This is a genomic window from Pseudomonas sp. S2_A10, from assembly GCF_054668465.1.
Window position 1 is genome coordinate 5,353,738 of sequence record NZ_CP162773.1, and the last position, 22,915, is coordinate 5,376,652.

Genomic DNA, 22,915 nt, shown 5'->3' on the forward strand with positions numbered 1-22,915 from the left:
CACGTATGATGCTTCACAAACTTCCGCAGATTAGAAGCCTATGTCCCTGATAGTTCTACTGCTTCTGCCGTTCATCGGCAGCTGTCTGGCAGCGGTGCTGCCGCACAATGCGCGCAATGCCGAATCGCTGCTGGCGGGTCTGGTCGCTTTGATCGGCACCGTTCAGGTCGCGATGCTGTACCCGCAAATCGCCCACGGTGGCGTGATCCGCGAAGAATTCATGTGGTTGCCCAGCCTCGGGCTGAACTTCATTTTGCGCATGGACGGCTTCGCCTGGCTGTTCTCGATGCTGGTGCTGGGCATCGGCACACTTGTTTCTTTATATGCCCGTTATTACATGTCGCCGGACGATCCGGTGCCGCGTTTTTTCGCGTTTTTTCTCGCGTTCATGGGCGCCATGCTTGGCCTGGTAATCTCCGGCAACCTGATTCAGATCGTGTTCTTCTGGGAATTGACCAGCCTCTTCTCGTTCCTGCTGATCGGCTACTGGCACCACCGCGCCGATGCGCGGCGCGGGGCTTATATGGCGCTGATGGTCACCGGTGCCGGCGGGTTATGTCTGCTGGCGGGGGTCATGATTCTCGGCCATGTCGTCGGCAGCTATGACCTGGACAAGGTCCTGGCCGCCGGCGATCTGATTCGCGCACATGCCCTCTACCCTGTTCTTTTGCCACTCATCCTGATCGGCGCGCTGAGCAAAAGCGCGCAATTCCCGTTTCACTTCTGGCTGCCCCACGCGATGGCGGCACCGACGCCCGTCTCGGCCTATCTGCACTCGGCGACCATGGTCAAGGCCGGGGTTTTCCTTTTGGCACGTCTGTGGCCGTCGCTGTCCGGCAGTGAGGAATGGTTCTACATCGTCAGCGGAGCGGGCGCCTGTACACTGTTGCTTGGCGCGTACTGCGCGATGTTCCAGAACGATCTCAAAGGTTTGCTGGCCTATTCGACCATCAGCCATCTCGGTCTGATCACCTTGCTCCTGGGCCTCAATAGTTCACTGGCCGCAGTGGCAGCAGTTTTTCACATTCTCAACCACGCGACGTTCAAAGCTTCGCTGTTCATGGCCGCCGGCATCATCGACCACGAAAGCGGCACCCGTGATATCCGCAAGCTCAGCGGTCTGATCAAACTGATTCCCTATACGGCGACGCTGGCCATGGTCGCCAGTGCCTCAATGGCCGGCGTGCCGCTGCTCAACGGTTTCCTGTCGAAAGAAATGTTCTTCGCCGAAACCGTGTTCATCAACGCCACCGCGTGGGTCGAGACCAGTCTGCCAATCGTCGCGACCATCGCCGGCATGTTCAGCGTTGCCTATTCCCTGCGTTTCACCGTCGACGTGTTCTTCGGCCCCACCGCCACTGACCTGCCGCATACGCCGCACGAGCCGCCACGCTGGATGCGCGCCCCGGTCGAGTTGCTGGTCTTCACTTGCCTGCTGGTGGGGATTTTTCCGGCGCAGATCGTCGGGCCATTACTCGCCGCTGCGGCATTGCCGGTGGTCGGTGGTGAGTTGCCGGAATACAGCCTGGCCATTTGGCACGGTTTGAACGCACCGATGATCATGAGCCTGATCGCCATGTCCGGCGGCATCATCCTCTATCTGCTGCTGCGCAAGCAGTTCAAGCTCGGCCATTTCAAGTATCCGCCGCTGGTCGGCCGCTTCAACGGCAAGCGTTTGTTCGAGCGCAGTCTGGTCGTGATGATGCGCATCGCCCGGCGCGTCGAGCGGCGCCTGGGTACCAAGCGCTTGCAGATGCAGCTGTTCCTGATGGTTTCGGCCGCCGTGCTCGCCGGTCTGATCCCGATGCTGCACAGCACGCTGACCTGGGGCGACCGGCCGAAAATACCTGGTTCCATCGTCTTCGTGACCCTGTGGCTGTTGGCGATCGCCTGTGCGCTCGGCGCCGCATGGCAGGCGAAATATCACCGTCTCGCTGCACTGACCATGGTCAGCGTCTGTGGCCTGATGACCTGCGTGACCTTCGTCTGGTTCTCCGCGCCTGATCTGGCGCTGACGCAACTGGCGGTCGAAGTGGTGACCACGGTGTTGATCCTGCTTGGTCTGCGCTGGTTGCCGAGACGCATCGAAGAAGTCTCACCACTGCCAGGCAGCCTGCGCAAGGCGCGTATCCGTCGTCTGCGCGACTTGCTGCTGTCGATTGCGGTCGGTGCGGGGATGGCGCTGTTGTCCTACGCCATGCTCACCCGGCAGACGCCGAACCATATTTCCTCTTTCTACCTCAGTCGCGCCCTGCCCGAGGGCGGCGGCAGCAACGTCGTCAACGTGATGCTGGTGGACTTCCGTGGCTTCGACACCCTCGGTGAAATCACCGTGCTGGTCGCCGTGGCGCTCACCGTGTTCGCCCTGCTGCGCCGCTTCCGCCCGCCGAAGGAAAGCCTGCAGTTGCCGGCGCAGCAACGCCTGCTCGCGCCCGACGTGGTCACCGATCTGGTCAACCCGCGTTCGGCCAGCGACACCGCGCTCGGCTTCATGATGGTGCCGGCGGTGCTAGTGCGCCTGCTGCTGCCTGTCGCGCTGGTGGTGTCGTTTTACCTGTTCATGCGCGGGCACAATCAGCCGGGCGGCGGTTTTGTCGCCGGGCTGGTGATGTCGGTGGCTTTTATCCTGCAATACATGGTTGCCGGCACGCAGTGGGTCGAGGCGCAAATGAGCCTGCGCCCATTGCGCTGGATGGGCACCGGTCTGCTGTTCGCCACCGCCACCGGTCTCGGTGCGATGCTGGTCGGCTATCCGTTCCTCACCACTCACACCTGGCACATCAGCGTGCCGGTGCTGGGCGACATCCATATCGCCAGTGCGCTGTTCTTCGACATCGGCGTGTACGCCGTGGTGGTCGGGTCGACGCTGCTGATTCTCACCGCCCTCGCCCACCAATCGGTGCGCGGCCACAAGACGGCCTCGCTGCCCAAGTCAGTCGCCAGCAAAGGAGCCGTCTGATGGAAGAAGTCATCGCAATCGCCATCGGCATTCTCGCCGCGTCCGGGGTCTGGCTGGTCCTGCGCCCGCGTACCTTTCAGGTGGTCATGGGCCTGTGTCTGTTGTCGTATGCGGTCAACCTGTTCATTTTCAGCATGGGCAGCCTGTTCATCGGCAAGGAGCCGGTGATCAAGGACGGCGTGACCCAGGACTTGCTGCATTACACCGACCCGCTGCCCCAGGCGCTGGTGCTGACGGCGATCGTCATCAGCTTCGCCATGACCGCACTGTTCCTCGTCGTATTGCTCGCCTCGCGCGGCTTGACCGGCACCGACCATGTCGACGGCCGGGAGCCTAAAGAATGATGGCGATGACTCACCTGATCGCTGCACCGATCCTGCTGCCGCTGCTGACCGCCGCAATCATGCTGATGCTCGGCGAGAAACACCGGCCGCTGAAGGCGAAAATCAACCTGTTCTCCAGCCTCCTCGGCTTGTTCATTTCAGTGATGCTACTGCAATGGACGCAGACCACCGGGGTGCCCGGCTCCATCGGTGTGTACCTGCCGGGCAACTGGCAGGCACCGTTCGGCATCGTCCTGGTGGTTGATCGCCTGTCGGCACTGATGCTGGTGCTGACCGGCGTTATCGGCGTCAGTGCGTTGCTGTTTGCCATGGCCCGCTGGGACGGCGCCGGCTCAAGCTTTCACGCTCTGTTCCAGATCCAGCTGATGGGCCTGTATGGCGCGTTCCTGACGGCTGATCTGTTCAACCTGTTCGTATTCTTCGAAGTGTTGCTCGCCGCATCCTACGGCTTGTTGCTCCACGGCTCGGGCCGGGCGCGGGTGTCGTCGGGGTTGCATTACATTTCGATCAACCTGTTGGCATCGTCACTGTTTTTGATCGGCGCTGCATTGATCTACGGGGTGACCGGCACGCTGAACATGGCTGATCTGGCGATGAAGATTCCGCTGGTGCCGGAAGCCGATCGTGGCCTGCTGCATGCTGGCGCGGGGATTCTTGCGGTAGCGTTTCTGGCCAAGGCTGGGATGTGGCCGCTGAACTTCTGGCTGGTGCCGGCTTATTCATCCGCCAGCGCGCCGGTGGCGGCAATGTTCGCGATCATGACCAAGGTCGGCGTGTACACCCTGCTGCGCTTGTGGACCCTGTTGTTTTCCGGTCAGGCCGGCGCCTCGGCATTCTTCGGCGGCGACTGGCTGATCTACGGCGGCATGGCGACCATGGCTTGCGCAGGGCTGGCGATTATCGCCGCGCAACGCCTGGAGCGCATGGCCAGCCTGAGCATTCTGGTGTCGGCGGGGATCCTGCTCTCGGCGATCGGCTTCGCCCAGCCGAACCTGATCGGCGCTGCGCTGTTCTATCTGGTCAGCTCGACCCTGGCGCTGAGCGCGCTGTTCCTCTTGGCCGAACTGATCGAGCGCTCGCGCTCGGCCAACGAAATTCCGCTGGAGGACGAAAGCGAACTGCTTCCGCGCCCGCAGGAATCGCTGCAACCGCCCAAGGGCATCAACCTCGACGACGAACAGAAAGCCGTGGTCGGTCAGGTCATCCCGTGGACCATGGCCTTTCTCGGTTTGAGCTTCATTGCCTGCGCGCTGTTGATTATCGGCATGCCACCGCTCTCCGGATTTATCGGCAAGCTCAGCCTGATCGGGGCATTGCTCAACCCGTCGGGACTTGGCACTGCGGCGCCGCTGCCTCCCGGCGCATGGGGATTGCTGGCCCTGTTGATCCTGACCGGTCTGGCCTCCCTCATGGCCTTCTCTCGCCTGGGTATCCAGCGCTTCTGGACGCCGGAGGAGCGCCCGTCACCACTGCTGCGCAAACTCGAATGCGCGCCGATTTTTCTGCTGCTCGGGCTGAGCATTGTCCTGACGTTCAAGGCTGAACCGCTGTTGCGCTACACCCAGGCTACGGCCGATGCGCTGAACAATCCGCAGCAATATGTGCTCGCAGTTCTCGGTACACGTGCGGTGCCGAGCCCGCAAGCCAGAGCCGACATGCTCGAGGTGCAGCCATGAATCGACTGTTTCCGGCTCCGTGGTTATCGCTGGCGCTGTGGGTCTTGTGGCTGACCCTGAACCTGTCCGTCAGCCCGGGCAACCTGCTGCTCGGTGCCGCGCTGGGTTTCGCCGCGCCGCTGATGATGCGCAAATTGCGGCCGAAACGTGCGCGCATTCGCAATCCGATGGCCGTGCTGCGCCTGTTTCTCCTGGTCGGTCGTGACGTGATCATTTCCAACCTGATCGTCGCCTGGGGCGTACTCAACGCCGGACGGCGCCCGCCCAACTCATGCTTTATCAAGGTGCCGCTCGATCTGCGCGATGCTCATGGTCTGGCGGCACTGGCGATGATCTGCACCGTGGTGCCCGGCACCGTATGGTCGGAACTGGCACTGGACCGCAGCGTTCTGTTGCTGCACGTCTGGGATCTGCACGACGAAGCGCAGTTCATCGAGCACTTTAAAAGCACTTACGAGCGACCGTTGATGGAGATTTTCGAATGAGCCCATTGCTGTCGAATGCGATTCTGCTGACGTTGTTTCTGTACTGCGTGGCGATGACGCTGACCCTGGTGCGCTTGTTCAAAGGCCCGTCAGCTCAGGATCGGGTACTGGCGCTGGATTACCTGTACATCGTCGCCATGCTGATGATGCTGACCCTGGGCATTCGTTACGCCAGTGATACCTACTTTGAGGCGGCGCTGTTGATTGCGCTGTTCGGCTTCGTCGGCTCGTTTGCCCTGGCGAAATTCCTGCTGCGTGGCGAGGTGATCGAATGAACGCCGAATTGTCTTTGTGGGTCGAGATTCCGGTGGTGGTCCTGCTGGTGCTCAGCGGCGTGTTTACCCTGCTGGGCGCAACCGGATTGCTGCGCATGAAGGATTACTTCCAGCGTATGCACCCGCCAGCGCTGGCCTCGACAATCGGTGCCTGGTGTGTGGCACTGGCGTCGATCATCTGCTTTTCAGCGCTGAAGTCCGGGCCAGTGGTGCATGCCTGGCTGATTCCGGTTCTGTTGGCGATCACCGTGCCAGTGACCACCCTGCTGCTGGCGCGGGCGGCGTTGTTCCGCAAGCGGATGGCCGGGGATGATGTGCCGGCAGAGGTGAGCAGTCGTCAGACTGAAAGTGGTAACTGATGATCATGTGGCGCCTGTGATGGCGCCATCGCTACACCAGGAATTCGCTCTCCCATGTGGGAGCGAGCCTGCTCGCGAAGAGGCCAGTCGGGGCGTCGCCAATTCCGGATCAGCTCAAACCCAAGCCACCGCCAACAACCCCGCCCCCAGCAGCGCACACAACGGCGAATACACCCAGGTATCGAGCCGCGCGAATCGCGAATCCTTCACTTCCTTGAAAAATCCGACCAGGTTCGAATCACCGATCGCTCGGGCGAACATCAACAACGCAATTGCGCTGATCACCCATTGCAGTGCCTTGTGCTGCACCGCCGGCACGCCCCAACCCACTCGCATGCAAACCAGGGCCGCAATCACCAGCAGCGCAGCGGCGACTGCCAGCGTCAGCCAGCCTGAGGGCTTGAAGGCCGGGCGTACCGAGGCCACGAAGCCCGACACCGGCACCTGCGGCACCACCACCGCAGCCGCCCATTGCCCACCCAACGCCCAATACACGTGCATCAGGCCGATTGCTGCGAACACAGTCACCAGCCATTGAGCCAACACAAAGGTCATGGTTGAAATCCTTCAAAGGGATTTGAACAAACCATCCTAGTCGGATTTTTTACCCCTGCACGACCGGTCGGCGGTACGCTGCGTTGACCGCGTTATTTCAGATCAGCCGTCACCTTGTCAGCCACATCCTTGGGTAACCAAGCCTGCCACACGTCCGGATGCGCTTTCATGAACGCGACCGCCGCCTCACGAGGTGCGGTGTGCTTGTCACTCATATCCGCCAGTGCCTTGTTCAGCGGCTCGATGGGAAAATCGACCTTGCTGAAGAACTCGGCAATTTGCGGGTTCTGCTTTTGAAACGGCGTAGACACGCCAATCGACAGCTTCGATGCCAGCGAGCGGGTTGGTTTCGGATTGGGATTATCGGCATCTGTCAGCGTCTTCCACGCCTCGGCATCGAACGGCGGCTCTTCCAGCTGCACCAGTTTGAATTTGCCAAGCAGCGGCGTCGGCGACCAGTAATAGAACAACACCGGTTTGCCGCGACGAATCGAAGAGCTGATCTCGGCATCCAGCGCAGCGCCGGAGCCGCTGCGGAAGTTGGTGTAGTCGTCCTGCAAGCCATACGCCGTGAGCTTCTGCTTGTTGACCACTTCCGAAGTCCAGCCGATCGGGCTGTTGAGGAAACGCCCTTTGCCCGGGCTTTCCGGGTCTTTGAACACGTCCTTGTATTTCTTCAGATCAGTGACACTGCGCAGATCCGGCGCCAGCGGCTTGATGCCTTTGGCCGGATCGCCCTTGATCACGTACTCCGGCACCCACCAGCCTTCAGTGGCGCCTTTTACCGTATCGCCCAGGCCGACCACTTTGCCCTCGGCTTCGGCCTTGACCCAGACCGGACTGCGTCCGGCCCACTCCTCGCCAATCACCTGAATGTCGTTGTTCGCCAGCGCGGTCTCAAGCGTGATGGTGGTCCCGGGCAAAGTGTCGGTCGGCAGGCCATAGCCTTTCTCGACGATCACCCGCAGCACCTCGGTAATCAGGCTGCCGCTTTCCCAGTTCAGGTCGGCAAAGTGGATCGGCGCCTGTGCCGCCTGCAGCGATTGCGCTGACGTCAGCAAACCAAAGGTGGCCACGCTGGCGGCCAATAACCGTCGAAATCCGTTCATGCATCGCACCTCGTGCTGTTCACAGCAATGGCAGTTGGCCTGACAGAACGCAAGCCTCTGAATGACTCAGTCAACTGACTTTAGCCGAGGTTCCTGCTTTTTCCGGGGTCTGCTGCGCGCGAGGTTACGATTCAGACTTTTCCTGCAGGCTTTGCAGCTCACGTCTGACCATGCTGGCGTAAGCTGCCGGTTGCAATGCGTATAGCTGCGACGCCACCCAACTCAGCCAGGCACCTTGCAGTTCGGCCTTGCGGGCGAACAAGCGCTGAGCTTCTTCGCGTGCGCTGTCGAGATTTTGCGCATGGAAATCCGCGCGCTTCACTCGCTGGCCTTGAAGGTCACCAGTTCGCCCTTGCGCCATTTGGCGGCTTTGGCAGTGACGGCTTTGAGGGTTTTGGTCAAACCTTCCTGCAGCTGCTCATTGGCGGCGAACACGGTGACGACGCTATGGCCTTCCCTGAACAGGATCGCGTGACCGTCGGCCGTGCTGACAAAGGCGTAATCGCCCAAGCCGTAGACCGTCAGTTTGATGTCGCGAAAACGAATGTCCATCTTGCCGCCTTCACGGCTGGGCAAAACTGACGCGATGAAATGGTCGCCAACCTTGAGTTTGAGTCCCGGTTTGTCATCGACTACCAATGCACTTTCGGTGTCGATTTCGGCGATGTAAATGCCTTCGGCGTTTTGCTCGGTGATGTAAACAAAACGTGATTGGAATTGCTTGACCAGCTTTGCACGCAAATCACCCAGCACGAACAAAGCATGCATATCGAGGTTACTGACTGCCAAAGAAACATCCCCACATTTGAAAAACCGCGCAGCGAAAAACGCCCACGGCAAAGAAACGGCCAGGCCGATGAAAACTGCAAATACATTCAAACACCCGAAGCGAGCAAAGCACTCTTGAATCGCGAGGTTCGTAGACTACTGGATTGTCATTAGTGAAACCTGCTCTGAAATCGCCAAAGCTTGAAGGAAAACGCCTCAAGTGCGACTAGAGCAATTCTGACTACGAACTTCAGGGAAATTTCTCACGAAAAAAAGCACTTTTCCGACATATCGCTGGCGAAAAATTGCTTTAGATAAGCCCGGTCGTCAACAGGTACTGGCGATTCTAGAGCAGCGATGCTCATTACGACTACCCGCAACGGCCGTTAAATCCCGGCCGACTGATGAAAAGGACTTCATATGTGCACTTTGACTCATTTTGCCACGTCGGCTGACGCGCGAATCACCCCATCTCTGACGATGAAGGTTGCCGACCTCGACAACCTTCCGACATCTTCTAACAATCATCGAACCCCGCACTTTCAAGTGGTGCCGGCAGGTATTGCGTTCTTTCACATCAAGGAGATATCCACGGGACGTGTCAGAGGTTTCCGCGGCAATCACAACGAAGCCTGCGCCCTTGCCCGCTCGCTTGAATCAAAAATCGAACTCCGCGCCAGCGCCTGCCTCTGATAAGGGAGTGAACGAACAAGCCGTACCGACACCAATTCAGGAGTAGATGATGGAACTGCCAACCGAGCATAACCTGACCACCCTTTTCGAACAGCTGGGCCTACCGGCCGATGAAGCGTCGATCAATAATTTTGTCGAAGCCCACCCTTTGAAATCTGATATCAAATTGATCGATGCCGATTTCTGGACGCCCCAACAGGCGCAACTACTAAAAGAGTGGCTGCGTGAGGACGGCGAAGAAGCGATAACTGTCGATGAGCTGAACGTCCGCCTGCATCGCGGTAAATAAGGGCGATCAGTGCAGGCTGTCGCCGGGCTCGATGTTCAGTTGTTCGAGCCAGGCAGCCTTGCACTCCTCCGCTTCATCGCGACTGGCGAAGGCTGTGCCGCGTCGCTCCCCGTTGAGCAAAACCACCCAGCACACACTGCGCCCCATCGCGCGTAAGCCGGCCGGAACACCGCTGCCGATCATCACTGCCACGTCTACCCTGCACTGCATGTGCCCTCCGAAATAATTAGCTACCTAACTAAGTCGTCAGATTAATGCTTTCCGTCGAGACGAAACAGCAACCGCCGTGCACAGATTCATTGCGTCAACGGTAATAATCTCAGCGTGGATTCTCAGGTCTATAGCCCAGACGCAACCCGCCCCAGTGTCGGTCCTTTATCATGATCGGCACCGACAAATCATGCATCAGCTCACCCGTATCGCGCGTGTAAGTCTGCAACAGCACTGGTTGCTGATGGCTGCCGCAGCGGATACCGGTGCGATCAGTGAATTTGCGTTTGGTGCGGTTGTTCACCGTGTCGACCTGCACATCACCGGTCAACGGCTGGCTGAATGCCTGGTTGTGCGTCGGTACATAACCCTGCTGCGTGCAGGCAATCGCAAAAACCAGCCCTTCATGACGCGCCAATAAAGGTTCTTGAATCGCCGGCAAGACCTGATCGGTGTATCGATCAAAGCGGGTTTGAAATTTGGCTGGTTCGGTGTCAGGAATCAGCTGGTAGCTGCGATCGAACAGGTCATCCAGGCTGATCCGCCCCTGTTCAACATCCGCTTCGAAACGCGCGGCAATCTGGCTCGCACCTTCACGGGCCAAGTCATAAATGCGCTGGTGATAGTCATCCAGGCCGACCTCGGCCAAGCGCTCGCTGATAGTTTCCGCCTGCCCTTCCATCTGCACAGCGGCCTCGGCGAGGCGGCGGGTCTGCTGATCGCTGATCGCCAGATCACTACGCATTTGCTCAATCGCGCTGAACAATGCATCAAGCTGCTCGCGATTGGTTTGCGCGCCACGGGCGATTTCGCTGACCTGGGTTTCCACTCCGGCGGCAAGTCGCGCGATGTTTTCCAGATGCTGACCGGTGTGCTCGACCTGTTCGACGCCGGTGTGCAGATCGCTCGACAACTCGCGAATCTGCGCCACCACTTGTGCGGTGCGTTGCTGAATGTCAGCGACCATCTCACCGACCTCACCCGTGGCCGCCGCCGTACGCGCGGCCAGTCCGCGCACCTCGTCGGCGACCACAGCGAAACCGCGACCATGCTCACCGGCCCGGGCTGCTTCAATCGCAGCGTTCAACGCCAACAGGTTGGTCTGGCTGGCAATCGACTGGATCACCAGCGTCACCCGCTGAATGTCGTCGCTGCGCACACTCAGGGCCTCGATCAATTCGCGGCTGGCGTTGGCGCGCTGACTGAGTTGCTGCATGCGCGAAATCGAGTCGAGCAGTTCGCTGCGCCCCGCCGCGCTGCTGTGATGCGCTTGGCTGGCGGCGTCCAGCGCGTCGCGACTGAGCTGTGAAGTCGCCTGTTCGGTGGCGATCATCACTTCGGCATTGCTGACGATCTGCGCCGCCGCGTCGAGTTGCGATTCGAGTTTGTTCGCCAGCGCCTTGACCGAGAACGCCACGCCGGCGGCTGACAGTGCGTTGTGACTGGTGGTGTAGGAGAGATCGCGAGTCAGTGCGGACAATGCGCTCGCACTATCGACCGGGACAGCAGCTGGAACGTTGCGCGAACGCAGGCGCGGCAGCCAGACAATCAGTATCGCCAGCGGCATGCCGAGGTAGAGCGACCACTCGGCCATAGCCATGCCGGCCAGCAACAGCATCAGGGCGATGCTTTGCAGGGTCGGCGCGATCCAGCGGTTTTTCGGCAAAAGCACTGGTGCAGGCAGCGCCGCAACCAGAGATCCATCTCTCGTCATCTTGATCACCCCACGTTTGTTCTCATTGTTGTGACTGCATTAAACGCCACTACAACGCCATTATCCATGGTCCGTTAGTCGTGGGGTCTGTGGCAGGTCAATGGAACGACGGGGGAAATAGCGCAGACGAGCAAAAACAAAGATCGCAGCCTCGCGCAACTCCGTGTAGAAGCTGCCGAAGGCTGCGATCTTTTCAAGGCGCCCCTGTTGAAAGGGTCACCCCACAGAATCAGGCCTGACGCTGGTGCTTGTCGATCTGCTCGTGACGCTCTTGAGCTTCGATGCAGTACTTGGTGGTCGGGCTGATCAGCAGACGCTTCAGGCCAATGGCCTCGCCGCTGTCGTCGCACCAGCCAAAGCTGTCGTCCTTGATGCGCTCAAGAGCTTGTTCCAACTGCGGCAGCATGCGCTGGTCGCGATCGATCGCGTTGACCAGCCAGGTGCGCTCTTCTTCAACCGAAGCCGCGTCCGCCGGGTCAGCCGGGGTGTCCAGGCTTTCGATGGCGATACGGTTTTGCTCAATGCGCTCGTGGGTTTCGACTTTCATGTTCTGCAACAGCTCAGTGAAGAAAGCGTGTTGCTCTGCATTCATGTAGTCATCTGCCGGCATAGCCAGCAACTTGTCCTTTGTCATTGATATCTCTATAAAAAAACGTGCATTAAGGCGAATAAGGGAGCGTTTCGGCGAACCGTGTCGGCCGTCGAAAAGGCATCGTTTTATTGCAAACGCCACCCGGCACTCAATTTACGAGGGGCGGCAGTCTAAGGCCCGATCAAGGCCTCAGCAACTGTAAATACAGGGAATTTGTCCGACAGGACCAGGAAACTGCTCTGACACAGGCTTCACACGGCCATCGGAGTGCGTTTATAGCAAGAAATTCACTCCAGCGGCTGTATATAGAAGACAAACGGCTAACCATGCCGCCATCGACAGCCGAGATTATTCTCGCAAGGTGCATCGTTTCAGCCCGGCAGAGCCCGCGCAGCCCTTCTATGATCAGGCTTACCGCGTGATCAACCCGCCCGAAGGATGTCCTATGCCCTGCCCCGATCTGCCGGCCGCCGACGAACTTTCGCTCGCCAGCCCCCCGATCACTGCCGAGCGTCTGCTGCAAACGATTAGCGACGAATATGACGCCCTTCCGCGTCAGCTTAAACGTATCGCCAGTTACATTAGCCAGCAGAGCGAGCGAATCATGGTCGACCGCATCAGCGACATCGCTCGTGAATGCGAGGTGCATCCGTCCGCCATCGTGCGTTTTTCGCAGCGCTTCGGTTTCAGCGGCTTCAGCGAAATGCAGGCGCTGTTCCGCCAGGCCTGGACGCACAAGGCCACGCCGGCGCAGAACTATCAACAACGCATCCGCAGCCTGATCGCCAACAAATCGCAGACCGCCAACAGCGGCGAGCTTGTCCGCGAGTGCATCGACGCAACGCTATCGGGCATCGAACGTTTGGGCCGCGAATTGGATGGGGCTGCGTTCGCCAAAGCTGTCGATCTCATCGTCAATGCCGACGACATCTATGTGGTCGGGGTCCGCCGTTCGTTCGCCGTCGCCGATTATCTGGTTTACAACCTGCAGCACACGCAGAAACGCATTCATCTCGTCTCCGGCATCGGCGGCAGCTATCGCGAGCAAATGCGTAGCGTGCGCGCCAACGACCTGGTCATCGCCATCAGTTTTGTGCCCTACGCCAAGGAAACCCAGCACTGCCTGCGATTCGCACAACAGCAAGACGCCAATACCCTGATCATCACCGACAGCCCTCTGTCGCCACTGGCAAAACTTGCCAATAGCGTGTTGCTGGTCAATGAAGGCAGTGCGCTGGCCTTTCGTTCGCTAAGCGCGACACTGTGTTTGTGCCAGGCGCTGTTTGTGGCGGTGGCCTATCGGCTGGAACTGAATGTCGATGAGATTCACGAACAACCCGGATTCGACGACTGACAATTGTCTCAGGCTCGGCTAGGTTATGCGTTCCCACCGGTTCGACTTGAAGGAACGCGTCATGAAACTGATCGGCATGCTCGACTCCCCCTACGTGCGCCGCGTAGCAATCTCCGCCAAATGCCTGGGGATTGACCTCGAACACGAGTCGGTCTCGGTGTTCCGCCACTTCGAGCAATTCCAGCAGATCAACCCGGTGGTTAAAGCGCCCACGCTGATCCTCGACGACGGCGTGGTCCTGATGGACTCGACCCTCATCCTCGACTACCTCGAAGCCAGTTCCGGCAAGAGCCTGCTGCCCAGCGATCTCACACAACGCGCCCACGCCCTGCGTCTGATCGGCCTCAGCCTCGCCGCTTGCGAAAAAGCCGTGCAGCTTTATTACGAACGCAACTTGCGCCCGGCCGACATTCAATATCAACCTTGGGTTGAACGCGTTGAAGGCCAACTCGCTGCCGCATTTACCGCGCTGGAAAAAGAACTTGAACACAGTGACTTGCCGGTCGACGGCTCCCTCGCCCAGACCGGCATAAGCCTGGCGGTTGCCTGGAGCTTCACCAACCTCGTCGTGCCCGATCAGGTCGACTCCGCGCGCTATGCGCGCATCGCCGAATACACCGCCTACGCAGAAGGCACCGATGCGTTCATCAGCACACCGATGACCTGACCATGAGCACCACCGACACCGCCGCCCCGGCGTTAAAGGAAATCTTCAACGCCGAGCGCTTGCAGCACATCGCTGACGAAATGAGCGCGGTGTACCCGGCATTCAAGGCCAAGGCGTTTCTCAAACACGCCCAGGACGGACTCGCTGAATTATCAGTGATGCAACGCATGGCCCGCGTCGCCGAAAGCCTGCACGCCGTGTTGCCGCTGGACTACGAAGACTCCCTCGAAGTGCTGTTCGAACTCGCGCCACGGCTGAACAGCGGCTTCGTCAGCATGTGCCTGCCGCATTACGTCGCGAGCTATGGCGGGCACGCCTTCGATACCTCCATGGACGCCCTGAAGTACTTCACCACCTTCGGCTCCTCCGAATTCGCCATCCGTTACTTTCTGCGCAGCGACCTCGAGCGCTCGCTGGAACGAATGCATGACTGGACCCGCGAAGAAAACCATCACGTCCGCCGACTAGCCAGCGAAGGCAGCCGCCCTCGCCTGCCGTGGTCCTTTCGGTTGGAAGCGGTACAAGCGGATCCGCTGCTGGCCGCCGGGATACTGAATCGGTTGAAGGCGGATGAGAGCTTGTACGTGCGCAAGTCCGTGGCGAATCATTTGAATGATGTGACGAAAGTGCATCCGGAGTGGGCGTTGGACACGATTGAAGGTTGGTCGCTGGATAACAAGCACACCGCCTGGATTGCCAAGCATGCGCTGCGCAGCTTGATCAAACAGGGCAACGTGCGCGCGCTGACGGTGATTGGCGCGGGGGCGAAGGCTGAGGTTGAGTTGTCGGATGCCCGGGTTGAGCCGGCGATGGTGAGTTTGGGGGACGCGATTACGTTGTCGTTTGTGGTGAAGTCGACGGTGGCGCATGAACAGCGGCTGGTGATCGACTATGCGATTGAGTATGTGAAGGCGAATGGCGGGGTTTCGAGGAAGGTATTCAAGTTGAAGACGGTGGAATTGCCGGGGTTTGGGGTGGCGCTTGTGCAGCGCAGACAGGTCATCAAGGATTTCACGACACGCAAGCATTTTGCCGGCCGGCATGGAGTGCAGGTGATGATTAACGGAAAGGTGGTGGGTAGTGCAGGGTTTGAGGTTTTGATTTGAGAAATGAGTCATTGATTGGTCTTGAACCGGTCGCGAATCAGTGCACTGGCAGCCGTGCATCGATAATGAGCGCGGCAGCACAATGGACGAACTCCCGCCTCAGTAGTTACCAACTTCCGTATGGGACGCCGAATTAAGCCCTGAGGGAGCACCTGTTGTCACAAGCACTTTCAACAGCGTATGGCGACTCCACGGGCCGCAGTACTCAGGCACGTGCGCGATCAATCGGTATCCGCAGCGGGTGTACCAACGGGCGACGTCGTCATCCAGTGTTTCGATCAACGCATCTACGCATGCTCTTTCAACCGCTAATGCCTCAAGCTTGTGCAACACCTGAGTACCCAGCCTGGTTCCACGCCATTGCGCGTTGATCCACAGGTAATTGACAAACAGACGCCTGAATTCGGTTCTACCGGAAGCGCCGCCGATTAGTGCCCCGTTCTCCATCAGCGAACAGGCGATGGCCTCAGCTTGTCCGCCGCGAGCCTCGGACAAGGCTCGGCCATGCTGTAAGACGCCGTCACTGATGGCCTTCATGGTGTCCGGATTGATGTCGCGAACGGTAAGCCATTCCCTCATTGCTGCTCTCCATTGCTAAAAGTCCTTGGCGCTTTCAAGCAAAAGAGGAGCCAACCTGAGATCTTCCCAGCAACAACTCCTGCTCTGCCTCACACAACCCCACCACATAATCCCAGACCACCCGCAGCCGCACCGATTTGTGCAACTCCCGCCGCGTGCTGATCCAGTAGCTGCGTTCGATGCTTTCATCCGGCAGCAGCGCCACCAGATCCGGGTCGGACGCGGCCATGTAACACGGCAGCACGGCGATGCCCAACCCCGAGCGCGCCGCTTCCTGCTGGGCGATGACGCTGGTGCTGTGAAAGACCACGCGCGGGCTGCGGCAGAAGCTGTTGAGGAACATCAGTTCCTGACTGAACAGCAGGTCGTCAACGTAACCGATCCACGCATGTCGGCCCAGGTCTTCGCGGCTATGCAGCGGTGGCGCTTTGTCGAGGTAGGTCTGGCTGGCGTAAAGCGCGAGCCGATAGTCAGTGAGCTTGCGCGTGACCAGCATGTCGGCGGATGGCCGTTCGAGGTGGATGCTGATCTCCGCTTCGCGGTTGAGGATGCTGACGAAGCGCGGCACGGCGACCAGTTCCACCTCCAATCCCGGATAACGCTCGAACAAGCCAATCATGCGACTGGCGAGAAATTTGATGCCAAGGCCTTCGGTGACGCCGACGCGGATCTTGCCCAGCGGCGCGGTGGACTGGGTGATTTCTTCCTGCGCCAGCAGCGCGACGTTTTCCATCGCTTCGGCGTGCTTGAGCAGCGCCTCCCCCGCCGGGGTCATCTCATAGCCCTGGGCGTGCTGGACGAACAGCGCAGTGCCGAGGCTTTTCTCGATCGATTCAATATGCCGCGCCACTGTCGCGTGGGTGGTGTTGAGCCGGCGCGCGGCAGTGAGCAGGCGGCCGCTGCGTTGCAGCTCGAGAAAAAAGCGCAGGTCGTTCCAGTCGAACATGGCGGGTCCTTGTCGGCTATCGTCGTTGCACGCTGTTTGAAAACGCACAGCGGCTGCGCAAAAACTAACATTCTTTTAACGAAAGCTAACAACTAGAGTGTCCGACAATAAAAACAAAAAGCGAGGTCAGGGCATGCAGACGTCCCTGGATGAATTCGACTACATCGTGGTCGGCGCCGGCCCCGCCGGTTGCTTGCTGGCCAACCGGCTCTCTGCGGATCCACAGCAGCGGGTGTTGCTGCTCGAAGCCGGCGGACGCGACAACTACGCCTGGATTCACATTCCTGTGGGTTACCTGTTCTGCATCGGTAACCCGCGCACCGACTGGTGCTTCAAAACAGAACAACAACCGGGCCTCAATGGCCGCGCGCTGAGTTATCCGCGCGGCAAGGTGCTGGGCGGCTGTTCGTCGATCAACGGCATGATCTACATGCGCGGCCAGGCCGGCGACTATGACGGCTGGGCGGCCGCAGGCAATCCGGGCTGGGCCTGGAAGGATGTGCTGCCGCTGTTCAAACAGAGCGAAAACCACTTTGCCGGCGGCGCTGAATTTCATGGCGATCAGGGTGAATGGCGGGTCGAACAGCAGCGCCTGTCGTGGCCGATTCTGGATGCCTTTCGCAGCGCCGCCGAGCAAAGCGGCATCGCCAGCATCAATGACTTCAACCAGGGCGACAACGAGGGCTGCGGTTACTTTCAGGTCAACCAGAAAGCCGGGGTGCGCTGGAACGCGGCCAAGGCCTTTTTGAAACCGCTGCGCAGCCGGGCGAACCTGACCGTGCTGACCGGCGTCGAGGTTGATCGTGTGTTGCTGGAGAACGGCCGCGCGGCGAAAGTCAGCGCGCAGCATGAAGGTCAGATCAAACAGTTCAAGGCGCGCAAGGAGATTGTTTTGTGCGCCGGTTCAGTCGGCTCGCCGAGCATTCTGCAGCGCTCCGGCATCGGTCCGCGGCCGCTGCTCGAACGCGTAGGGATAGGCGTGATTCATGAGCTGCCCGGCGTCGGCGGTAACCTGCAGGATCACCTGCAACTGCGGCTGATCTACAAGCTGGAAAACGCCCGCACTCTGAACCAGATCGCCGGCAGCGTGTGGGGCAAGATGGGCATGGGCCTGCGTTATCTGTATGACCGTAGCGGGCCGTTGTCGATGGCGCCGAGTCAGTTGGGCGCATTCGCCCGCTCCGGTCCCGAGCAAACCTCGGCGAACCTGCAATATCACGTGCAACCGCTGTCGCTGGAGCGCTTTGGTGAGCCGCTGCACAGCTTCCCGGCGTTCACCGCCTCGGTGTGCGACCTGCGCCCACAGAGCCGTGGACGCATCGAGATTCGCTCGGCCGATCCGCAAGCAGCGCCGCTGATCCAGCCCGATTACCTCAGCCATCCAGAAGATCTGCGCGTCGCCGCCGATGCCATTCGCCTGACCCGGCGCATCGTCAGCGCCCCTGCCCTGCAAGCGTTCAAACCGGTCGAATACCTGCCCGGCGACAGCTTGCAAAGCGAAGAACAATTGCATGAAGCGGCGGCGAAGATCGGCACGACGATTTTCCATCCGGTCGGCACCTGCCGCATGGGCAATGACGGTGACGCGGTGGTCGATGCGCAATTGCGCGTGCATGGTGTGCCGGGTCTGCGCGTTGCCGATGCGTCGATCATGCCGCGCATCACCTCGGGCAACACCTGTTCGCCTACGCTGATGATTGCCGAGAAGGCGGCACAACTGATTTTGTCCAGACCTGTAGATATTTCCCCTGTGGGAGCGAGCCTGCTCGCGAATGCGGTAGCTCACTCAGCCTAGGAGTTGACTGGCAAAAAGCTTTCGCGAGCAGGCTCGCTCCCACAGCAATCATCACCAGACTCAGGCATCGCGCATTACCGGACACGCAACACCAGTGGAACAACAAAAACAATCACTGTGAGGGATACCGATATGTCAGAACACGTTCAGCCGCTGGACGCTGCGGGCAGCGCCGAGACCAGCAACGCCACGCAGAAAGTCATCTTCGCTTCATCACTCGGGACGGTGTTCGAGTGGTATGACTTCTTCCTCTACGGCGCCCTCGCGGCAGTGATCAGCAAGCAGTTTTTTGCCGGGGTCAATGACACCACGGCGTTCATCTTCGCGCTCATGGCGTTCGCCGCCGGCTTCATCGTACGGCCGTTCGGTGCGTTGGTATTCGGCCGTCTGGGTGACATGATCGGGCGCAAATACACCTTTCTGGCGACGATCATTCTGATGGGCGTGGCGACGTTCTGCGTCGGCCTGCTGCCGACCTACACCAGCATCGGCATTGCCGCGCCGATCATTCTGGTGGTGCTGCGCATGCTTCAGGGCCTGGCGCTCGGTGGCGAATACGGCGGTGCGGCGACCTACGTGGCCGAACATGCGCCTATCGGCAAACGTGGCTTCCACACCAGCTGGATTCAATCCACCGCGACCCTCGGCCTGTTGCTCTCGCTGCTGGTAGTGCTCGGTTGCCGCTACTTCACCGGCGACCAGTTTGAAGTCTGGGGCTGGCGCATTCCGTTCCTGCTGTCGATCGTCCTGTTGGGCATTTCCACCTGGATTCGCCTGAGCCTGCACGAGTCGCCGGCCTACCTGAAAATGAAGGAAGAAGGCAAAGCCTCGAAGGCGCCGATCCGCGAATCCTTCGGCAAATGGGAAAACCTCAAAGTCGTGCTGATCGCCCTGTTCAGCATCAATGCCGGGCAAGCAGTGACCTTCTACGCCGCGCAGTTCTATGTGCTGTTCTTCCTCACCCAGTTCCTGAAAATGGACCCGGCGGTGGCCAACAGCCTGTTGATCATCAGCGTGGTGATCGGCGCGCCATTCTTCATCTTTTTCGGCTGGCTCTCGGACAAGGTCGGGCGCAAACCGGTGCTGATGCTCGGCCTGCTGCTGGCCACCGCGCTGTACCTTCCGATCTTCAAATCCCTGGCCCACTACGCCAACCCGGCGATCGATCAGGCCAGCCGTCAGGCACCGATCACCGTCCTCGCCGATCCCGCCACTTGCACGTTCCAGTTCGATCCGGTGGGTAAGGCCAAATTCGACAGCCCGTGCGACAAGGTCAAGACCTTCCTGGTCAAGCAAGGCCTGCCCTACTCCAGCGTCGCTGCACCTGCGGGCAGCGCTGTGCAAGTGAGTGTCGGCGACGTGAAGCTGGATGGTTTCGATGAGGCGGCACTGCGCGGCGCGATCACCCTCGCCGGCTACCCGCAACAAGCCGATATGCAGCAGATCAACAAACCGATGATCGTCGCCCTGATCGTCGCGCTGATCATCATCTCGGCCATGTGCTACGGCCCGCTGGCGGCACTGATGGTCGAACTGTTCCCGACGCGCATTCGCTACACCTCGATGTCGCTGCCCTATCACATTGGCAACGGCTGGTTTGGCGGCTTCCTGCCCACCGTGTCGTTTGCGCTGGTGGTGTACACCGGAGACATTTTCTACGGGCTGTGGTATCCGGTGCTGATCACCGGGGTGAGCCTGGTGGTGGGGATGATCTGTCTGCGCGAGACGAAGAATATCGATCTCGACAAAAACTGAAAAACCCGCTGACACAATGGCGAGGGAAGCGATTCTCTCGCCATTTTTTTGCTCAGGCGTCCGCCTTGATCACTTCGAATGTCACCTGGTCCGGATAAAAGGCCACGTAGTCGCGGATCGGTGCGACGGAGACCTTCGGGTTTTCGTACGTCCACACCGCGTTGGCACCCTCATGTCCGGGCACTTGCAGGCTGAAATAGTTGGCGTCGCCCTTGTACGGGCAATAGCTGGTGTGGTCGGTGCGGGCGAAGTATTTTTCGTCGATGTCTTCGCGCGGGATGTAGTACACCGGCGGATAGTTGGCTTCGTTGAGGATCAGCGCGTGGGAGGACGCGGCGACCTGGATGCCGTGGAATTTCACCAGCAGGCAGCCGCTGAGTTGTTCAACGCTGATCACGGGGCTGGGGCTTTTCATGGGGTTCTCCTGAAGACGGCGAAGAGACCGGTTCAGGTATAGCTGATGGGCTCGGGTCTGGTTGAGATTGCAGCCGAACGGCGAAAATGTTTGGCAATCGTTTTATCTGTATATCCATACAGATAAAAGTTGCTCGCGTCGCAGACTCCAGCCATCCTGTGCGCTCCCACAAACCAACCAGCGATGGTAGCTATGCGGCTGTACCTCTGTGAAAAACCTTCCCAGGCCAAAGACATTGCGGCCGTGCTCGGCGCCAAACGGCGCGGCGACGGCTGCTGGTTGGGAACGGACGTCACAGTGACCTGGTGCATCGGCCATTTGCTCGAAACAGCGCCGCCGGATGCCTACGATGCGCGCTACAAGCGCTGGGTGCTGGCCGATCTGCCGATCATTCCCGACAAATGGAAAATGACCGTCAAGCCGCGCACCGCCAGCCAGTACAAAGCGGTGAAGCGTCTGCTTGGCGACGCCAGCGAACTGATCATCGCCACCGACGCCGACCGTGAGGGCGAGATGATCGCCCGGGAACTGGTCGAGCACTGCCGCTATCGCGGGCCGATCCGCCGTTTGTGGCTGTCGGCACTGGACGAGGCATCGATTCGCAAGGCGCTGGCAGCGCTGAAACCGGGCGCAGAGACGTTCAGTCTGTATCACTCGGCGCTGGGCCGTTCGCGGGCGGACTGGTTGATCGGCATGAACATGAGCCGACTGTTCACCTTGCTGGGCCGTCAGTCGGGTTATCAGGGCGTGTTGCCGGTAGGACGGGTACAGACGCCGACCCTGCGATTGGTGGTCGACCGCGACCGCAGCATCGCCGATTTCGTCCCCGTACCGTTCTGGGCAATCGACGTGGATTTGCTGCACGACGGAACGGCGTTTACCGCGCAATGGCGCGCGCCGTCGGACATTTGTGATGATCAGGATCGCTGCCTTAATCAGGCGTTGGCGCAACAGGCAGCGGCGGCGATCAGCAGTGCTGACAGCGCACGGGTGATCAAGCTGAAGACCGAGCGCATGCGCGAAGTGGCGCCGCTGCCCTTCGATCTTGGCACCTTGCAGGAAGTCTGCTCGAAAAAGCTTGGCCTTGGCGCGCAGGAAACCCTCGACATCGCCCAGGCCCTTTACGAAACCTACAAAGTCATCACCTATCCGCGCAGTGATTGCGGCTTTCTGCCCTTGAGCCAACACAGTGAGGCGCCATCGATCCTCACAGCGTTGCGCCAGGCCGATCCGAGCCTTGAAGCCTTGCAGGGTTATCTCGAACCGCAAAGGCGCTCGCGGGCGTGGAATGACGCCAAGGTCAGCGCTCACCACGGCATCATTCCCACCATCGCCGCGAAGAATCTTGAACGCCTGAGCGGCAAGCATCGTGCGGTGTACACACTGATTCGCGCGCGCTACCTGGCGCAGTTCCTGCCCAATCACGAATACGATCGCACCCAGGCCGATTTCGATTGCAACGGGCAGGCCCTGCGCGCGGTGGGCAAGCAGATCATCGAAGCGGGCTGGAAGCGCGCATTGCCCGAAGCACTGGCACCGGCCAGGGGCCGCGAAGCACCAGCACCGCAAACCTTGCCGACCCTCAGCCAGGGCGTCGAATGCGCTGTGTCGAAAGTGAATCTCAAGCATCTGTGGACGCAGCCACCAAAACCCTACACCGAAGGCGATCTGATCAAGGCGATGAAAAACGTCGCCAAACTGGTCGAGGATCCGCTGCTCAAACAGAAACTCAAGGACACCACCGGCATCGGCACCGAAGCTACCCGTGCATCGATCATCCAAGGGCTGCTGGATCGCGGTTATCTGGTCAAGAACGGCAAGGCGCTGGCGGCGACACCTGCCGCGTTCAGCCTGATCGACGCAGTGCCTCGCGCGATCGCCGACCCTGGCACCACGGCGATCTGGGAACAGGCCCTGGACATGGTGCAGAGCGGCGAGATGAGTCTGGAAGAATTCGTGACCAAACAGGCCGCGTGGATGAGCAAGCAGGTCACCCGCTGCTCCGCCCTCAGCCTGACCATCAGCGGCCCGCCGCCTGCCGGCAAAGCCGCAGCGCCGTGGAAAAAAAAGCGCAAGTCGACTGCCAGCAAAACCGCCGGTACGCGCAAACGCACGGCGCGTCCGACGACTCGCTGAATCCCTCGCGGTTCCCTTCTCGACGTTGTCGAAACGGATCTTTTCTCATTCCAAAACAGCTTTGTCCGACAATATGTAGTGCTTGAAAATAATCACTACAAAACCGTTGACGGCGTCGTTTTGCTTTTGCATGA

General features: G+C 59.8%; 24 protein-coding genes. 14 read left to right on the plus strand and 10 right to left on the minus strand.

Going from position 1 to position 22,915, the window contains the following annotated elements; all coding sequences use genetic code 11:
* Window positions 1-40: 40 nt before the first annotated feature.
* The 6 genes from AB4N41_RS23895 to AB4N41_RS23920 are packed head-to-tail and all read left to right on the plus strand — an operon-like array spanning window position 41 to window position 6,098.
* Complete coding sequence (locus AB4N41_RS23895; protein ID WP_150635048.1) at window positions 41-2,959, plus strand: monovalent cation/H+ antiporter subunit A; 2,919 nt, start codon at window positions 41-43, stop codon at window positions 2,957-2,959.
* On the plus strand, window positions 2,959-3,303 hold the full coding sequence (locus tag AB4N41_RS23900) for a Na+/H+ antiporter subunit C (protein ID WP_252867777.1): 345 nt from the start codon (window positions 2,959-2,961) through the stop codon (window positions 3,301-3,303). Before AB4N41_RS23895 ends, AB4N41_RS23900 begins: the two co-directional genes overlap by 1 nt.
* A complete protein-coding gene (locus tag AB4N41_RS23905; protein WP_095180236.1) occupies window positions 3,300-4,979 on the plus strand; it encodes a monovalent cation/H+ antiporter subunit D in 1,680 nt (559 codons plus the stop codon). Before AB4N41_RS23900 ends, AB4N41_RS23905 begins: the two co-directional genes overlap by 4 nt.
* Window positions 4,976-5,464 carry a Na+/H+ antiporter subunit E gene (locus tag AB4N41_RS23910; protein WP_252876478.1) on the plus strand — a complete coding sequence of 163 codons (489 nt, stop codon included), beginning with the start codon at window positions 4,976-4,978 and terminating at the stop codon, window positions 5,462-5,464. Before AB4N41_RS23905 ends, AB4N41_RS23910 begins: the two co-directional genes overlap by 4 nt.
* A complete protein-coding gene (locus tag AB4N41_RS23915; RefSeq protein ID WP_041480807.1) occupies window positions 5,461-5,739 on the plus strand; it encodes a K+/H+ antiporter subunit F in 279 nt (92 codons plus the stop codon). Before AB4N41_RS23910 ends, AB4N41_RS23915 begins: the two co-directional genes overlap by 4 nt.
* Complete coding sequence (locus tag AB4N41_RS23920; protein WP_095180237.1) at window positions 5,736-6,098, plus strand: Na+/H+ antiporter subunit G; 363 nt, start codon at window positions 5,736-5,738, stop codon at window positions 6,096-6,098. Before AB4N41_RS23915 ends, AB4N41_RS23920 begins: the two co-directional genes overlap by 4 nt.
* Before the next feature lie 114 nt (window positions 6,099-6,212).
* On the opposite strand, the gene AB4N41_RS23925 is transcribed toward AB4N41_RS23920, so the two are convergent.
* The 4 genes from AB4N41_RS23925 to AB4N41_RS23940 form a co-directional block, all read right to left on the minus strand.
* A complete protein-coding gene (locus tag AB4N41_RS23925; RefSeq protein ID WP_252876479.1) occupies window positions 6,213-6,653 on the minus strand; it encodes a DUF3995 domain-containing protein in 441 nt (146 codons plus the stop codon).
* Window positions 6,654-6,745: 92 nt separating this feature from the next.
* Complete coding sequence (locus AB4N41_RS23930; protein ID WP_076562406.1) at window positions 6,746-7,762, minus strand: ABC transporter substrate-binding protein; 1,017 nt, start codon at window positions 7,760-7,762, stop codon at window positions 6,746-6,748.
* 124 nt (window positions 7,763-7,886) lie between these two features.
* Window positions 7,887-8,084 carry a hypothetical protein gene (locus AB4N41_RS23935; protein ID WP_056789256.1) on the minus strand — a complete coding sequence of 66 codons (198 nt, stop codon included), beginning with the start codon at window positions 8,082-8,084 and terminating at the stop codon, window positions 7,887-7,889.
* The gene (locus tag AB4N41_RS23940; RefSeq protein WP_353956552.1) at window positions 8,081-8,551 is read right to left on the minus strand and encodes a hypothetical protein; all 471 of its coding nucleotides are present in this window, start codon (window positions 8,549-8,551) and stop codon (window positions 8,081-8,083) included. The genes AB4N41_RS23935 and AB4N41_RS23940 overlap by 4 nt, the downstream gene beginning before the upstream one ends.
* Before the next feature lie 459 nt (window positions 8,552-9,010).
* Here AB4N41_RS23940 and AB4N41_RS23945 point away from each other — a divergent pair, with 459 nt between their 5' ends.
* Both AB4N41_RS23945 and AB4N41_RS23950 read left to right on the plus strand, forming a co-directional pair.
* Window positions 9,011-9,223, plus strand: coding sequence for a hypothetical protein (locus AB4N41_RS23945; RefSeq protein WP_236168680.1), 213 nt, complete (start codon window positions 9,011-9,013; stop codon window positions 9,221-9,223).
* 49 nt (window positions 9,224-9,272) lie between these two features.
* Window positions 9,273-9,512, plus strand: coding sequence for a DUF2789 family protein (locus AB4N41_RS23950; RefSeq protein WP_150741040.1), 240 nt, complete (start codon window positions 9,273-9,275; stop codon window positions 9,510-9,512).
* Window positions 9,513-9,518: 6 nt separating this feature from the next.
* Here the strand turns inward: AB4N41_RS23950 and AB4N41_RS23955 are convergent, their stop codons facing one another.
* The 3 genes from AB4N41_RS23955 to AB4N41_RS23965 form a co-directional block, all read right to left on the minus strand.
* On the minus strand, window positions 9,519-9,722 hold the full coding sequence (locus AB4N41_RS23955) for a hypothetical protein (protein ID WP_016775093.1): 204 nt from the start codon (window positions 9,720-9,722) through the stop codon (window positions 9,519-9,521).
* Between the two features lie 109 nt (window positions 9,723-9,831).
* Window positions 9,832-11,436 (minus strand): methyl-accepting chemotaxis protein, encoded by a 1,605-nt coding sequence (locus AB4N41_RS23960; protein ID WP_460138115.1) that lies wholly within the window; start codon window positions 11,434-11,436, stop codon window positions 9,832-9,834.
* Window positions 11,437-11,665: 229 nt separating this feature from the next.
* The gene (locus tag AB4N41_RS23965; protein ID WP_016775095.1) at window positions 11,666-12,070 is read right to left on the minus strand and encodes a TraR/DksA family transcriptional regulator; all 405 of its coding nucleotides are present in this window, start codon (window positions 12,068-12,070) and stop codon (window positions 11,666-11,668) included.
* Window positions 12,071-12,473: 403 nt separating this feature from the next.
* Here AB4N41_RS23965 and AB4N41_RS23970 point away from each other — a divergent pair, with 403 nt between their 5' ends.
* From AB4N41_RS23970 to AB4N41_RS23980, 3 genes are all read left to right on the plus strand, one after another.
* Window positions 12,474-13,382 (plus strand): MurR/RpiR family transcriptional regulator, encoded by a 909-nt coding sequence (locus tag AB4N41_RS23970; protein ID WP_460138116.1) that lies wholly within the window; start codon window positions 12,474-12,476, stop codon window positions 13,380-13,382.
* 61 nt (window positions 13,383-13,443) lie between these two features.
* Window positions 13,444-14,049, plus strand: coding sequence for a glutathione S-transferase (locus tag AB4N41_RS23975; RefSeq protein WP_150635039.1), 606 nt, complete (start codon window positions 13,444-13,446; stop codon window positions 14,047-14,049).
* A gap of 2 nt (window positions 14,050-14,051) precedes the next feature.
* Window positions 14,052-15,155, plus strand: a complete 1,104-nt coding sequence (locus AB4N41_RS23980; RefSeq protein ID WP_252876481.1) for a DNA alkylation repair protein — start codon at window positions 14,052-14,054, stop codon at window positions 15,153-15,155.
* Between the two features lie 99 nt (window positions 15,156-15,254).
* On the opposite strand, the gene AB4N41_RS23985 is transcribed toward AB4N41_RS23980, so the two are convergent.
* Both AB4N41_RS23985 and AB4N41_RS23990 read right to left on the minus strand, forming a co-directional pair.
* The gene (locus AB4N41_RS23985) at window positions 15,255-15,734 is read right to left on the minus strand and encodes a GNAT family N-acetyltransferase (RefSeq protein WP_056789243.1); all 480 of its coding nucleotides are present in this window, start codon (window positions 15,732-15,734) and stop codon (window positions 15,255-15,257) included.
* Between the two features lie 34 nt (window positions 15,735-15,768).
* Window positions 15,769-16,680, minus strand: coding sequence for a LysR family transcriptional regulator (locus AB4N41_RS23990; protein ID WP_150635036.1), 912 nt, complete (start codon window positions 16,678-16,680; stop codon window positions 15,769-15,771).
* Window positions 16,681-16,813: 133 nt separating this feature from the next.
* Between AB4N41_RS23990 and AB4N41_RS23995 the strand changes: the two genes are divergently transcribed.
* Window positions 16,814-18,475, plus strand: a complete 1,662-nt coding sequence (locus AB4N41_RS23995; RefSeq protein ID WP_252876482.1) for a GMC family oxidoreductase — start codon at window positions 16,814-16,816, stop codon at window positions 18,473-18,475.
* Between the two features lie 132 nt (window positions 18,476-18,607).
* Window positions 18,608-20,230 (plus strand): MFS transporter, encoded by a 1,623-nt coding sequence (locus AB4N41_RS24000; RefSeq protein WP_252876483.1) that lies wholly within the window; start codon window positions 18,608-18,610, stop codon window positions 20,228-20,230.
* Between the two features lie 52 nt (window positions 20,231-20,282).
* Here the strand turns inward: AB4N41_RS24000 and AB4N41_RS24005 are convergent, their stop codons facing one another.
* A complete protein-coding gene (locus AB4N41_RS24005; RefSeq protein ID WP_024013262.1) occupies window positions 20,283-20,645 on the minus strand; it encodes a DUF427 domain-containing protein in 363 nt (120 codons plus the stop codon).
* Window positions 20,646-20,837: 192 nt separating this feature from the next.
* On the opposite strand from AB4N41_RS24005, the gene AB4N41_RS24010 reads away from it, so the two are divergent.
* A complete protein-coding gene (locus tag AB4N41_RS24010) occupies window positions 20,838-22,781 on the plus strand; it encodes a DNA topoisomerase III (protein ID WP_460138117.1) in 1,944 nt (647 codons plus the stop codon).
* The last annotated feature ends 134 nt before the right edge of the window (window positions 22,782-22,915 follow it).